The sequence below is a fragment of the Allofournierella sp. genome, from assembly GCF_017889395.1.
Taxonomy (GTDB): Bacteria; Bacillota; Clostridia; order Oscillospirales; family Ruminococcaceae; genus Allofournierella.
Map to the genome: position 1 here is coordinate 1 of NZ_JAGHKE010000021.1, position 14,440 is coordinate 14,440.

At 62.1% G+C, this 14,440-nt stretch carries 11 protein-coding genes; 6 read left to right on the forward strand and 5 right to left on the reverse strand.

Annotation, left to right across the window (positions count from 1 at the left end; translation table 11 throughout):
- The first annotated feature begins 496 nt into the window (after window positions 1–496).
- Window positions 497–853, forward strand: coding sequence for a BlaI/MecI/CopY family transcriptional regulator (locus J7G73_RS03900; protein ID WP_087291973.1), 357 nt, complete (start codon window positions 497–499; stop codon window positions 851–853).
- Between the two features lie 9 nt (window positions 854–862).
- Window positions 863–2,692 (forward strand): M56 family metallopeptidase, encoded by a 1,830-nt coding sequence (locus tag J7G73_RS03905; RefSeq protein WP_291245307.1) that lies wholly within the window; start codon window positions 863–865, stop codon window positions 2,690–2,692.
- 69 nt (window positions 2,693–2,761) lie between these two features.
- On the opposite strand, the gene J7G73_RS03910 is transcribed toward J7G73_RS03905, so the two are convergent.
- The 5 genes from J7G73_RS03910 to J7G73_RS03930 all read right to left on the reverse strand — a co-directional run bounded on the left by J7G73_RS03910 (window position 2,762) and on the right by J7G73_RS03930 (window position 6,925).
- Complete coding sequence (locus J7G73_RS03910; protein WP_291245308.1) at window positions 2,762–3,541, reverse strand: hypothetical protein; 780 nt, start codon at window positions 3,539–3,541, stop codon at window positions 2,762–2,764.
- Window positions 3,538–4,080 (reverse strand): sigma-70 family RNA polymerase sigma factor, encoded by a 543-nt coding sequence (locus J7G73_RS03915; RefSeq protein WP_291245309.1) that lies wholly within the window; start codon window positions 4,078–4,080, stop codon window positions 3,538–3,540. Before J7G73_RS03915 ends, J7G73_RS03910 begins: the two co-directional genes overlap by 4 nt.
- 136 nt (window positions 4,081–4,216) lie before the next feature.
- On the reverse strand, window positions 4,217–4,963 hold the full coding sequence (locus J7G73_RS03920; RefSeq protein ID WP_291245310.1) for a 4Fe-4S binding protein: 747 nt from the start codon (window positions 4,961–4,963) through the stop codon (window positions 4,217–4,219).
- Between the two features lie 135 nt (window positions 4,964–5,098).
- The gene (fba, locus tag J7G73_RS03925) at window positions 5,099–5,962 is read right to left on the reverse strand and encodes a class II fructose-1,6-bisphosphate aldolase (protein ID WP_058963812.1); all 864 of its coding nucleotides are present in this window, start codon (window positions 5,960–5,962) and stop codon (window positions 5,099–5,101) included.
- A gap of 117 nt (window positions 5,963–6,079) precedes the next feature.
- Window positions 6,080–6,925, reverse strand: a complete 846-nt coding sequence (locus J7G73_RS03930; RefSeq protein WP_291245329.1) for a DNA glycosylase — start codon at window positions 6,923–6,925, stop codon at window positions 6,080–6,082.
- Between the two features lie 518 nt (window positions 6,926–7,443).
- Between J7G73_RS03930 and rlmB the strand changes: the two genes are divergently transcribed.
- The 4 genes from rlmB (at window position 7,444) to greA (ending at window position 14,412) form a co-directional block, all read left to right on the forward strand.
- Window positions 7,444–8,304 (forward strand): 23S rRNA (guanosine(2251)-2'-O)-methyltransferase RlmB, encoded by an 861-nt coding sequence (gene rlmB, locus J7G73_RS03935; RefSeq protein WP_291245311.1) that lies wholly within the window; start codon window positions 7,444–7,446, stop codon window positions 8,302–8,304.
- Window positions 8,305–8,347: 43 nt separating this feature from the next.
- Window positions 8,348–11,275, forward strand: coding sequence for a hypothetical protein (locus J7G73_RS03940; protein WP_291245312.1), 2,928 nt, complete (start codon window positions 8,348–8,350; stop codon window positions 11,273–11,275).
- Window positions 11,276–11,535: 260 nt separating this feature from the next.
- Window positions 11,536–13,620 (forward strand): elongation factor G, encoded by a 2,085-nt coding sequence (gene fusA, locus J7G73_RS03945; protein ID WP_291245313.1) that lies wholly within the window; start codon window positions 11,536–11,538, stop codon window positions 13,618–13,620.
- A 303-nt stretch (window positions 13,621–13,923) separates the two neighbouring features.
- The gene (gene greA, locus J7G73_RS03950; RefSeq protein WP_087291998.1) at window positions 13,924–14,412 is read left to right on the forward strand and encodes a transcription elongation factor GreA; all 489 of its coding nucleotides are present in this window, start codon (window positions 13,924–13,926) and stop codon (window positions 14,410–14,412) included.
- The last annotated feature ends 28 nt before the right edge of the window (window positions 14,413–14,440 follow it).

A 14,440-nucleotide genomic window follows, 5' to 3' on the forward strand; every position in this document is an offset into this window, starting at 1 on the left:
CGCTGGAAGCAGCCTCAGAAGAAGCAGCCTCGCTGGAAGCAGCAGCGCTGGTAGAAGCAGCAGCGCTGGAAGAGGTGGTGGTCTCGTTGCCGCCGCAGGCAACCAGGGACAGGGCCAGAGCGGCCACGCAAGCAACGGCGATGATCTTAGAAGACAGTTTCATGATGTCATTCTCCTTTTCGTTTTGATTCGGAAAATCGCCCCATAAACCAAAGGGCGTCGTATGGTTCCGGTGGGCGCGTTTGCGCCGCTGCCTCGGAACGTTTTCCTATCATACCCTCCAGATATGAACAATCTATGAAGAAACAGCATCAAAAAGGTAACAAAATGTACAAAAAATCAAGAAGAATTTATAACAAAATGACTACAAAATGGTGACAATCCGGCAGAATAGGGGCTTGCGGCTTTGCTCTACATCTGTTAGAATAAAAATGAAACTACAAACTGTAGAAGTGTGTTGCCATACATATAAAGGAAAAGGGAAGGGGCGCTTACTATGCGACTGTCGGAAGCGGAACTGGAGATTATGGAGCAGATCTGGAAGCTGGGGCGGCCGGTCACGGCGGCCGAGCTGGCCGGCCCGCTGCAGCAAAAGGGATGGAAGCCCACCACCCTGCTTACCTTTCTGGCCCGCATGGCGGCCAAGGGGGCGTTGAAGGTGGAAAAGCGGGGCAAACAAAATGTGTATACCGCCTGCGTGAGCAGCGAGCAGTACCGGGCGGCTGAGGCCCAGGAGCTGCTGACCAAGCTGTACAGCGGCAGTGTAAAAAGTATGGTGGCCGCCCTCTACGACGGCAAGGCTCTTTCCGGTGACCAGCTGGACGAGCTGCGGGACTGGCTGGAAACGAGGTGAGCGGAGCCGATGTATGAACTGTTTTATACCTGGCTGCTGCCCACCAGCCTGGCAGGCACGGTGGCAGCGCTGCTGGGGTGTGCCCTCACTCCGCTGTTAAAGCGGCTGAACTGGCGCGGACAGCGGCGGGCGCTGGGGTGCATCACGGGCTTTTTCCTGCTGCCGGTGGGGCCGCTTCTGGCCCTTGCGCCGGGCTTGAAGCGCTCCACCGGGCTGGAACCGGTGGGGCAGGCACTGGAGCAGGCGGCCCAGGCGGCAGTGCACACGGTGAACATCAGTGCCCAGCCGGTGATGACTGCCCCGTTGGCCCAGCCGGTGGAGCCGGTGCAGCCCCAGCTGGCGGGTCAGCTGCTGGCGGTGCTGCCCTGGCTGTGGGCGCTGGGGACCGTGCTGTTCACTCTGTGGCAGCTGGTCGGATACTGGCGCTTTTGCCGGGCGCTGCGCCGGATGCGCGGTCCGCTGAGCGAAGCGGAACAGAGCCTGCTGCGCCGGGTCAGCCTGGAAAACGGGCACATCATCCCGCCCCGGGCCTGGGTGTGCTCGGGCATGAGCACGCCGCTGCTGGCAGGCGTGCTGCGGCCGGTGCTGTATCTGCCCGGGGGCATGGAGGCGGCGGCGCTGGAGCTGGCGCTGCGCCATGAGCTAGCCCACCTGAACGGCGGCGATCTGTGGGGCAAGGCCGCGCTGCGGCTGGCCTGCCGGGTCCACTGGTTCAACCCGCTTTGCCACTGGCAGGCCTCCCGGATGGAGCGACTGTGTGAACTGGCCTGCGACGAGGCGGCGGTGCGCGGGCTGAATAAGGAACAGCGTAAGGCCTACGGGCGGGTGCTGCTGGCAGCCGCGGCGGGTCCGCTGCCGGCCGGAGCCTCGGGCATGAGCGCTGGGCCGGAGAATCTGAAAGCACGTCTGCTTGCCCTGTTCGAGCCGCCCAGAGCCAGTCGCCGCCAGAGACTGGCCGCGGCGGCGGGGGTGCTGGCCGCCGTCTGTCTGACTACCTGTGCGGCGGCGAGTCTGTCGGCGGGGGTGTCCGCTGAATCGGAGAGTCTGGCTGCAAACGGGCTGGAGCAGCTGAGTTTTTTGCAGCAGCAATCCCAGCCGGCCGTCCGGCAGGCGGTGCCTACTCCCATGCCGGAGCCGGAGAAAAAGCCTGCTCTGGCCGAGGGACAGGCCAGCGTGCAATGGATGCGCGAGGAGCAGAGCGTGGCCGGGGAATATGAATATGAGCAGGATGAAACCCTGGCCGATGGACAGTATGTGATCGAGCGCAGCGCGGCGGACGGGCTGGACGAGGTGAGCGGCTGGGCCTTTTACGACGAGCAGGGCCTGCTGATGGAATATCAGGAGGTGGGCCGCATCACCCTGCAGGCCCCGGTGACGGGAATCGTGCGGTATAACGGGGACCTGAACCTGGTCAAAAGCGCGGTGGAGAGCAGTGAGGTCGGGCAGCAGAATGCGGTGGACAGCGAGACCTCGGTGTCGCTGATCTGGCCGGTGCCCGGTTACACCTATGTGAGCCGCTGGATGAGCAGCTACCATAAGGGCGCGGATGTGATCGCCCCCAAAGGAACAGAGGTGTACGCCATGGCGGCTGGTACGGTGACCGCCGCAGGCTGGCATTACAGCTACGGCAAATATGTGATCATCGACCATGAGGGCGGCGTGCGCACCCTGTATGCGCATCTGAACAGCATAAACGTGAGTTCGGGCACCCAGGTGGAGCAGGGCGCGGTGATCGGCACCGTGGGCAGCACCGGAAACTCCACCGGAAACCATTGCCATGTGGAGATCTACGTGAACGGCGAGCGCCGCAGCCTGCGGGAGTGGTTCCCGGAATATTGAAAAGCAACAAGAAAAAGCAGGGCGAATCCCGGAAGGGATTCGCCCTGCTTTTTGTATAACTGCTGGATGTTACGGTGTAGCAATCTCCGCGTCCTCAATCACGATCGGCCCGGCGGAGAAGTTCTGCACATAGAAGTATACCTCTGCTGCTTTGTCTGGGATATAGGTGTATTCCAACTCCGCGTCCTTTCCGCAGGTGAGTTCATGGGGAAGGCCGTCCACGATCACACCCAGTGACAGGCGGTCGCCGCTCGGGCTGGCCTGGGGATTGTCCTTTGTATTCTGCCGCAGCGAGAGGGCAAGGGGGCTGTTTTCTTCCAGGACCCAGCCACTGCCGTCCTCCTTTGTGAGAATGGCAATTTCACCGTTGTCGAACACAAAGGACGGAAATTCCATGCCGTCGCCGCTCGCCACACCGCAAACCATGCCCACCTCGTCGAAAAACAGTATGTCGTTTTCCTCCAGCCAGTCCACATCCAGAATTTCTGCGCTGAACCCGGCAAGTAGCCGTTCGCCCGATTCCTCACCCGGCTGGCTGGTACTAGTGCTCACGGCGTACAGGGGCTTTTGCAGCTGCTGCTTTTCCTGCCGGTCGAACAGTCGGACGCCCCAGACCCGGGCCGAAACCGCACAGGCACAGGCGGCCAGGACCACGGCCAGCGCCGCCGCCAGCCCGGTGAGAAACAATTTGCGGGGAAATCTGTGCGCTGGCCGCTCGTTCTGGTCCAAAAGGGCGAGCTGTTCCAGTGTCCGATTTTGAATCTTCTGTGCATTCACGCCTTGGAGATCAATCTGCCGGGGATCGTCCAGCGATGCAAACAGCTCGTGCAGTTCCATCGGCTCCTTCATTGCAGTTCTTCTCCTTCCAGATCTTTTTTCAGTTGCGCCCGCAGCCGAAACAGGCGCACCCGCACTGCGCCGGGGCTGGTTTCGAGTTCCCGGGCGATGGTGGCGGTACGCTGGTTGTAATAATAAAAGCGGAGCAGCAGCTCCCGGTCCTCAGGGGACAGCGCTGCCAGATGCTCGTTCAGCCTGCGCACCGCTTCCTTTTGCTCCAGCCGGGTTTCCAGTGGGGTCTCCTGCTCCAGAATCTCATCTATAAGCGGCAGGCAGTCCGCTTTTCGGCTGCGCAGGGTGTCCACCACCAGGTTTCGGGTAATTCTTACCAGATACCCCTTCAGCGAACGCTCCGGGTCCAGATCCTGCCGGTGGCGCCAAAGGCGGATAAAGGCATCAGAGACGATCTCCTCCACGTCCTGAGCGGTGAGGGGCGGCACCGCCAGATTTGCCGCAACGGTGCACAGATAAGGGGTGTAGAGTGCCATGAGTTCCCGCAGCGCGTTGCTGTCGCCCTGTCTCAGTTGCCAGGCCAATTGCTCCTGTTCCATGGGCCATTCCCCCTTTTTTCGATCTTATCTTTTCCATACGGAAATCCATACGGAAATCTGCGCCTTTTGTTACAAAAAAATATCGCCTGCTTTCCCGAATCGGCACACGGGGAAGCAGGCGATGCACTTGCACGGCTCACAGATACAGCTCGTTCTCTTTGCGGTCCGCGCAGACCTTGGCAAGCTTGTTGCTCAGAACATCCAGCATTTCCGAAGGCAGCTGACGGGCGGCATGGGGGCACACCGCGATGCAGCGCATGCAGGAGATGCAGGCATCCTTGTCCACCTTGCTCACGTCCTGCGGGTCAATGGCCTGCGCCGGGCATTCCTTGGCGCACACGCCGCAGGAAATGCAGTCGCCGGTGGGGGCGGGGAGCATGGGCAGCACGCCGAAGGGCTTGTAGGGCCGGTTGCCGGGCAGCTCCGGCTCGGTCAGCTTGCCCCGGTCCAGCTTTGCCCGGATCGTTTCGCCGAATGCCGAAAGCTGCTCCAGGTCCTGCGCGTCCGGCCGTCCGGCAGCAAACTGGCGCGCGATGGAATGCTCCGCGATGGCTGCCACCGCCGCCGCCACCCGGAATCCCGCCTCAGCGGCCAGGTCCCGCAGCTCCGCCAGGGTGTCCTCATAGGCTCGGTTGCCGTACATGCAGAGCAGCACCGCGGGGGTTCCGCCGCCCTGCAGCTGACGGATGCGCTGTGCGGCCAGAGGGGGCACCCGCCCGCCGAAGGAGGGCACGGCGATCACCGCCGCCTCAGCGGGGGCCGCCTGGGCCGGATGGACCGTCAGGTCGGTGCACAGGGTCTCGCCGCCCAGCGCACCGGCCAGCTGCAGCGCAACCTTTTTGGTACCGCCGGTGGGGCTGAAATAGAACACATTGATCTTCATGGTTCAGATTCCTCCTTTATGGATTGCATCGCAGCGGCTCCGGCCGCTTTGGGATGCAAAAAAACGATGGCAGGCGCGGCGACCTGCCATCGTTTGCATTCTGCGGGGAAAAGCCCGTGGAAAAGTGGGAAAGGCTTAGGCCTTGTTCACGCTGCCGAACAGCTCCATCTTCTCCTTAACGGTGGCCTTGATGGCCTCGAAGCCGGGGGCCAGCAGCTTACGGGGATCGAAGCCCTTGCCTTCCAGATCCTTGCCGGCCTCGATGTACTTACGGGTGGCGTCGGCGAAGGACAGCTGGCACTCGGTGTTCACGTTGATCTTGGAAACGCCCAGGCTGATGGCCTTCTTGATCATGTCGGCGGGGATGCCGGTGCCGCCGTGCAGAACCAGAGGAATGCCGTTGGTGGCCTCGTGGATCTTCTCCAGAGCCTCGAAGTCCAGGCCCTTCCAGTTGGCGGGGTACTTGCCGTGGATGTTGCCGATGCCGGCAGCCAGGAAGTCAACGCCCAGGTCGGCGATCTTCTTGCACTCAGCGGGGTCAGCGATCTCGCCGGCGCCGATCACGCCGTCTTCCTCGCCGCCGATGGAGCCAACCTCAGCCTCGATGGACAGGCCCTTGGAGTGAGCCAGCTCAACCAGCTCGGTGGTCTTGGCAACGTTCTCGTCGATGGCGTAGTGGCTGCCGTCGAACATGATGCTGGAGAAGCCAGCCTCGATGCAGGCCTTGGCGCCCTCGTAGCTGCCGTGGTCCAGGTGCAGGGCAACAGGAACGGTGATGTTCAGGGTCTCGATCATGGCCTTAACCATAGCGGCTACGGTCTTGTAGCCGGTCATGTACTTGCCGGCACCCTCGGACACACCCAGGATCACAGGGCTGTTCAGCTCCTGCGCGGTGAGCAGGATGGCCTTGGTCCACTCCAGGTTGTTGATGTTGAACTGACCAACGGCATAGTGGCCGTCGCGGGCTTTGTTGAGCATTTCGGTTGCGCTTACCAGCATGATGATAATACCTCCATTTTCTCTCTTAAAAAAGCGCACCGTGAGCGGTGCGGGGGAATAAAAACATGGTGTTAAGTTTTTATCCTGCCAACAGTATAACCCAACTTGCATGCAAAATCAATTCCCGCTTGATTGTTTGGTGTGCATTTTTCGCGCGGTTTTTTGTTTTTGGCCGCTGGGCAGATGGTGGCGGGCATAGTCGAAGATGAACTGCTGGGCGATGCCTGCATGGCTGCGGCAGCAAACCGGCACACCCCGGGGGAACAGATGGCACATGGCCTTTTTCATCCACACATCCATGGGAACCGCCTTCCAGAAGGAAAGACTGTACAAAAGCACGCAGTCCGCCACCTTGGGGCCCACGCCCTTCACGGTCATCAGAATGGCCCGGGCGTTTTCCATGGGCATGGCGCGCAGGGCAGCTTCGTCGATCTGGCCGCCGGCCACCCGGCGGGCCGCATCGATCAGGTATTCCGCCCTCCAGCCCGCCCGCAGAAAGGCCAGGTCCTCTGGCTCCAGCGCTGCCAGTGTTTCTGCACTGGGAAAGCCGTAGCCGTCGCCCTCCAGCGGCTGGCCCAGCCCGGTACACAGCCGCTCCACAATGGCCTTGATGCGGGGAATGTTGTTGTTCTGGCTGATGATGAAGGTGCACAGCGTCTCAAAAAAGGGCTGGCGCAGCACCCGGATGCCCGGCTTGTGACGCACGCACTCGGCCAACTTTTTGTTGCCGGAACAGAATTTTTCCAGCAGGGCGGGGTAGTCCAGATCCAGTGCAAAATAGTGCACCCAGAAATCCCGGTCGGTCTCCGACGCACCCTCCAGAATCAACGAATCACCCTCCATCCGTGCGGTGACGGAGCGGTTTTCCACAATGCCGTGCCAGGCCGCTCCGTCGGCCTGCCATCGGAATGCCTGGCCGCAGTCCAGGGTGGCGGCCAGGTCCATGCCGCCGCAGTTTTCCACAATGATCAAAGCATTCCCTCCTGACGGGTAAGAAATTTGCGGCTTTTGGCCGCTTGCTGGTAAAAAAAGAGAAAAAATCCGGCCCCATCCACAGGGTTTTGTCGAAAAAGAGCAGGACAAATTTCAGGTTCAACAGCCTGTTAAGAAGAAAACTTTCCACTGTAATGTTGAAAACCCGTTGGGAATTGTGAGAAAATGGCTCAAAACAGCCACTTGTCAACACTTTCAACAGGGTTTTCAACATGTGGAAATCTTTTTCGGGTTTACAACTGGTATAACCGGCCCCGAAGGACGAATGAAAAAATTCCTCTTGCATTTTACCGCGTTTTGTGCGTTTGGAAAAGCCCCCGTCCGCCCAAACTTCACCGGGAAGGGGCGGCGCGGAGGCCGAAAAACTTGGCGTCAAACAGTGGCAAAAAACGCGGTATAGTGTTATACTTTAATTTACATGCGGGAAAAACCGCAAAATACAGCGATAACACGGCCCGTTTTGCGGGCTTCAAAAAAGGAGACGGCCCATGCCTCAGAAGTTTGATAAAAAGTTCAGCCCCAACGCTCAGCGCCCCGCCCGGCGCCCCGGTTCTGCCCGTCCCGAAGGCGAGCGGCGCACCCCCCGCGCGGAGGCTGAGGAGCCCTCGTCCAGCCTGGTCTACGGCAAGAATCCGGTGACCGAGCTGCTGAAAAGCGGCGCGGGTGTGGATACGGTGCTGCTGGCCGATACCCTGCCCGAGGCGGTGGCCGCCTACTACACCGCTCTGGCCAAGGAGGCCGGTGCGGTGGCCAAGCGGGTGCATGCCAACAAGCTGCGTCTGACCTGCGGCACCGACAGCCACCAGGGCGTGGCCGCCTTTGCCAGCGCGGTGGAATATGCCAGCCTGGAGCAGCTGCTGGACCTGGCGAAGGAAAAGGGCGAGCCTCCCTTCCTGGTTCTGTGCGACGGCGTGGAAGACCCCCACAACCTGGGTGCGATCATCCGGTCGGCGCTGCTGTGCGGCGCTCACGGCGTGGTGATCCCCAAGCGCGGCGGCGCGGCCATCACACCCACGGTGCTGAAGAGCAGCGCCGGCGCGGCGGCCCGTCTGCCGGTGGCCCGGGTGGCCAACATCGGCGAGAGCATTCGCCGCCTGAAGGACCAGGGCGTTTTCGTCTACTGTGCAGACATGGACGGTGTGCCCCTGCATCAGAATAACCTGACCGGTCCTGTGGCTCTGGTCATGGGCAGCGAGGGCCGGGGCGTGAGCCCGCTGGTGAAGAAGCTGTGCGACGGTGTAGTCAGCCTTTCCATGGCGGCCCGCGGCACCGGGGTGGACAGCTTCAACGTGAGCGTGGCAGCGGGCATCATCCTGTACGAGATCGCCCGTCAGCGCGGCCAGGGCTGAACAGAGCCCCGGCCAGCAACTAGCATACGGAGGAACAAAGAGCATGGCGGATCAAAGAAATTCCAGCTCGGTGGATGATATCCTGGAGACCCTGAAGCAGGGAAAGAGTGCCCCGGCGGGCGGCTCGGTGGAGGACATCCTGGCAGACCTGGGGCTGGAACAGAAGAAGGCGGCTCCGGCAGTGCATATGGAGCCGGAGACCCCGACCGCCCCGACGCATCGGACGGTCCAGAATTTCTGGCAGGAGCCCGCGCCGGAGCCTCAGAAGCAGCGCAGCCAGAGCCGGGCAAAGCAAAAGCCCGCCAAGGCTGCGCCGCCGCCCCAGCAGGAGGAGCCCGCGGCGCCCCGCCTGTCCGACACGATCCAGATGGACAGCGACTTCCAGAAGTTTTTCAGCGAGAGCGTGGCAGTCATCCCGGATCTGGAGCAGGAGCAGCACCCCGGCTTTTTTGCCCGGTTTGTGGGCCGCAAAAAGAACGCGGAGGCCCAGGACGATGAGGAAGGGCTGGATGCGGAGGATTACTCCACTGAACTGAACACAACAGAAGAGGACGAGCCCGAGGAGCGGGCACCCAGGCGCCGCCGTTTTGGCTTCTGGCACAAATGGAATGAGGACGAGGAGGACGCGGCCGAGGAAGAAACCGGCGAGGAGCCGGAGGAGAGCCCGGAAGAGGAAGAGGAGCAGCCCGTCAAAGAGCGGGAGCCGTTCCGTCTGTTCCACCGGGAGCGCCGGGCCCAGCCGCAGGAGGAGCCGGCCTCCGGTACGGTAGAGCTGCCGCTGCCGGACCAGGCTCCGGCCCGCCCCACCCCCTGGGTGGATCAGGCGCCTACCCGGCCGATGGCCGAGCCCATAAAGCCTGTCCGGCCCCAGCCGGTGGGCACGGTGCAGATCGAGCCGGTGGAAAGCCCCACAGTGGAGGTGGAGCCCGCGGAGCCTGTCCGGCCCCAGCCGGAAGAGCCCGCAGTGGATGATACATCCACCCGGACTGCCCCGGAACCCGAAAAGCCCATCCAGCCTGCAGAAGCGGACCAGCCCACTATGGTGCTTCGGCCCGAAGAGCTGAAGCTGGACGAGCATCCCACCGGCTCGGTGCAGCTGGATGTGGAATGGGACAACGAGCCCGGTCCGGACGCCACCCGTGTGATAAAGGAGGAAGCAGGCAAGGGCGCTGCGCCCCGTCTGCTGGGCGATGAAGCTCCCGGCGAGCCCTTTGCAGAGGAGCCCGGCCCGGAATATGTGGAGGATTACGAGAACCCGGCGGACGCGCCGATCGTCCAGCAGGATCTGGACCGACTGCGTCTGACCACCGCCATCCGCACCGGCGTTTCCGCTGCGGCGGGTCTGGTGCTGCTGTATCTGGGCCTGGCGGTGGGCGACAGTCCGCTGCCCGCTATCGGTGCGGTGGACCCGGCGGTGGCCCCTATGGCCTACCTGGCGGTGAATCTGGTGCTGCTGGCTGTGGCCTGCGCCGTGAACTGGCGGGTGTTCTGGAACGGCATCCGCGGCCTGTGGGGTGCTCCCACGCCGGACAGCGTGCTGGCTCTGGCAGGTGTTGGTGCGCTGGCCCAGCTGCTGGTGCTGATGATGAAGGCCGAGACCTTTGAGGCCGACAAGCTTACCCTGTTTGCCGCCCCGGCGGCGCTGCTGCTCTGCTTCGGCGCGCTGGGCAAATATCTGATGAGCGGTGTGATCAGCCGCAACTTCGCGCTGGTCAGCACCGGAAACGGGCACGTGGCCGCCTTCCGGCTGGATGATGAGGAGCTCTGCACCCGCCTGGCCGAGGGCCTGGGCGAGCCGGATCCCTGTCTGGTGGCCAGCCGGCCCACCACTCTGGTGGAGGGCTTTCTGCGCCGCAGCTTCTCGGTGCGCGCCAGCGACCGGATGCTCCAGCGCATGAGCTGGGTGCTGGCCGGTGCGGCGCTGCTCACCGCTCTGATCGCCCTGTTCTCCAAACAGGGTCTGGCCATGGCCTTCACCGCCTTTGCGGGCACCCTGTGCCTGGGCGGACCGGCCAGCGCCACCCTGCTGGCAGCGATTCCCGCCATGCTGATGCAGAAGAGCGCCGCCCGTGTGGGCGCTGTGGTGCCCGGCTGGAGCTCGGTGGAGGAGCTGAGCGGCGCGAACATGATCATGGTGGGCGCAAAGGACCTGTTCCCCGCCAAGAGCGTGCGGCTGCACGGCATCAAGACCTTCGAGAAGGAGCGCATCGATCTGGCCATCCTGTATGCCGCGTCGGTGCTCATCGCGGGCTGCGATACCCTGCGGGATGTGTTTATGAACATCATCCAGGGCAAGACCAATATCCTGTTCCCGGTGGAAAGCCTGGAAAACGACCCCGGCTTCGGCTTCACTGCCTGGGTGGGCGACAAGCGGGTCATCATTGGCAACCGGGCCATGATGGAAAAGCAGGGGGTGGAGATCCCCTCGCTGGACTACGAAAACCGCTACACCAAGGGCAAAAAGCAGGCCATCTATCTGGCGGTGAGCGGCCGGCTGTTCGGCATGTTCCTGGTCAGCTACAAGGCCGATGAGCAGGCATCCCATGTGCTGGAGGCCCTGAACCGTCAGGGTGTGTCGGTACTGGTAAAGAGCGATGACTTCTCGCTGACCACCGAGCTGATCAGCCAGGTTTACGGCCTGGAGGAGGGCTGTGTGAAGGTGCTCAGCGGCGCCGAGCGGCGCGCCCTGACGCCGGTCACCGAATACCGGCAGTACAGCCCCGGCTGCATGGCTCACATCGGCAGCTTTGCCTCCTTTGTGGGCGGTCTGCTGGCGGCGGCGGGCGCGGCCTCGGCCGAGCGCACCTCCTCTCTGGTGCAGGCGGCGGGCATTCTGGTCAGCGTGGTGCTGGCACTGCTGCTGGCCTTCACTGGCGGCATGGCCGCATTGGCTCTGCCCGCGCTGGTGCTTTACCAGGCGGCCTGGGCGGTGCTCACCCTGATGATCCCCATGCTCAAACGATACGAGTAATAGAACGTGTTTTGAAAGCTGCCAAAAGGCGCGCCCACATCGGGCGCGCCTTTTGTGCGTTTTTGTGCAAAAACAACCGTGAAATTTCCGTCAATAGGCAATCTGCACAAAGCTTGCAATTGATTTTGTGCAGGGAAACCAGCCTTTTTTTAGAACATTATCTTTAAAAAGCTTTATGATTGTGATAAGATTTTTGTATAGATTGCTGCCGCTGCAATTTCTCGTGGCAAAACAGGCGGCAGAAGAGAGGGTATTAACTTATGAATTACGCCAACAAAGACATCCGAAACATCCTGGTAGCCGGTCACGCCGGCTGCGGCAAGACCACCCTGATCGAAGCACTGCTGTTCAGCACCGATCCTGAGATGCAGCGCGCCGGTACCGTGCAGGACGGCAACACCGTGTGCGACTTTGATCCCGAGGAGCAGAAGCGCCACGCCAGCCTGGCGGCGGCTGTTGCCCCCGTGGAGTACGACGGTGTGAAGCTGAATTTCATCGACGCCCCCGGCCTGTTTGATTTTGAGCTGGGCATGTACGAGGGCATTCAGGCTGCAGAGAGCGTGCTGATCACTGTGTCGGCCCGTTCGGGTGTGACCGTTGGCGCGGAAAAGGCGTTCCATCTGGCCGAGAAGCACGGCAAGAGCAAGATGATCTTCGTGAACAAGACCGATCTGGAAAACGCCAACTACTATAAGATTCTGGAAAATCTGAAGACCAAGTTCGGCCCCAGCATCTGCCCCTGCGTGGTGCCTGTGCGGCAGGACGACGGCACCATTCTGTATGTGAACCTGTTCAGCCAGAAGGCCTTCAAGTATGAGAGCGGCAAGCAGGTGCAGGTGGAGCTGCCCGAGATGGGCCACCGTCTGGAGGGCCTGGTTGCCGCCATGAGCGAGGCCGTGGCCGAGACCGATGACGAGCTGATGGAGAAGTTCTTCTCCGGCGAGCCCTTCACCACCGAGGAGATCGTGAACGGCCTGGCCAAGGGCTGCCGCAGTGGCGCCATCACCCCTGTGTTCTGCGGCAGCGCCGTGAACCAGCAGGGTCTGGACATGCTGCTGTACAACCTGAAGGTCCTGCTGCCCAGCCCGGCGGACGCACCCGCTGTTCTGGCCGAGGATGCCGCCGGTGAGCCGGTGGAGGTCGCCTGCGATGAGGCCGGCCCCCTGGCTGCCTACGTGTTCAAGACCGTGGCCGATCCCTTTGTGGGCAAGCTGTCCTACGTGAAGGTGGTCAGCGGCACCCTGAAGAGCGACAGCGCCCTGGTAAACGCCCGCACCGGCGAAGCCGAGCGCATGGGCAAGCTGCTCTATGTGAAAGGCAAAAAGCAGACCGATACCACCGTGATCGGCGCGGGCGACATCGGCGCAGTGACCAAGCTGCCCGCCGCCCAGACCGGCGATACCCTGTGCGAGGCCGGCCGTGTGATCAAGCTGCCCGCCCCCGCATTCCCCACGCCCACTTTGTCCATGGCCATCCGTGTGGCCAAGAAGGGCGACGAGGGCAAGATCGGCGCGGCTCTGGCCCGCCTGATGGAAGAGGACCCCACCCTGACCTACCGTGTGGACACCGAGACCGGCCAGCAGATCATCAGCGGCCTGGGCGAGCAGCATCTGGACGTGGTGGTCGCCAAGCTGAAAGCAAAATTCGGCGTGGATGTGGAGCTCACCGTGCCCAGAGTGGGCTATCGTGAGTCCGTGCGCAAGAAGTGCAAGGCCCAGGGCCGTCACAAGAAGCAGACCGGCGGTCACGGCCAGTTCGGTGATGTGTGGATCGAGTTCGAGCCCTGCGACAGCGAGGAGCTGGTCTTCGAGGAGAAGGTATTCGGCGGCAGCGTGCCCAAGAACTACTTCCCCGCGGTGGAAAAGGGCCTGCGCCAGGCAGCCGAGCACGGTGTGCTGGCGGGCTACCCGGTGGTTGGCCTGAAGGCCACCCTGCTGGACGGCAGCTACCATCCGGTGGACTCCAGCGAAATGGCCTTCATCATGGCCGCCAAGCTGGCTTATAAGGCCGCTCTGCCCGAGGCTGGCCCCATGATCCTGGAGCCCGTGGGCACCCTGAAGGCCCATGTTCCCGCCGACAACACCGGCGACGTGATGGGCGACGTGACCAAGCGCCGCGGCCGCGTTCTGGGCATGAACCCGGACGAGGACGGCCTGCAGGAGGTCGTGGCCGAGGTACCCATGGCCGAGATGCAGGACTTCACCACCTTCATGCGTCAGCTGACCCAGGGCCGCGGCCACTTCACCCTGGAGTTTGCCCGCTACGAGCCTCTGCCCACCAACCTGGAGGGCAAGGTCATTGAGGAGGCCAAGAAGCTGCGCGGCAATACCGACGACGAGGAATAATTTCTCCGGCATCGGCATAACAATGGATTGAAAACGGGACCCGCGGAAGGGACAACTCCCTTTCCGCGGGCCCCGTTCCGTTTGCCAAAAAGCAGAAGGAATTTTTGGTCATTCAGCCAAAAAAAGGGGGTTCGGTTGACAAATGGCCCAGAACTCGTTATACTATCAAAATTAAATGGAAGCAAAGCGCGGTCCATTGTGAGTTGTGAACAAGCATACCCCCCTTGGGCACCGCCGGTACCACAGGTCCGGCAGGGCATTTGACGGCCGCGGCTTCCCACAGATTAAGGAGTAAACAGAACCATGAGCAATGTAAAAGAAGTTATTGTGACCGTCGCCGGCCTGAAGGCCCTGGAGGACGAGCTGGAGGAACTGAAGACCGTCCGCCGCAAGGACGTTGCGGAGAAGATCAAGGTGGCCCGCGGCTTCGGCGACCTGTCCGAGAACAGCGAGTACGACGAGGCCAAGAACGAGCAGGCCTTCATCGAGAGCCGCATCGCCCAGCTGGAGGCCATGCTGAAGAACGCCCGCGTGATCGATAACGACGAGCTGAACCTGGACACCGTTTCCGTGGGCACCCACGTGAAGATCGAGGACGAGGACGGCGAGGTTGAGGAGTACGACATCACCGGCTCCACCGAGGCGGACCCCCTGAACGGCAAGATCAGCGACGAGAGCCCCGTGGGCGCTGCTCTGATGGGCCAGAAGGTCGGCCAGACCGTGACCGTGACCCTGCCCAATGGCGGCACCATCGATTTCAAGATCCTGGAGATCAGCCGCGCTGCCATGTAATCGGCAAAAATCGCAAAAAAGAAGATCG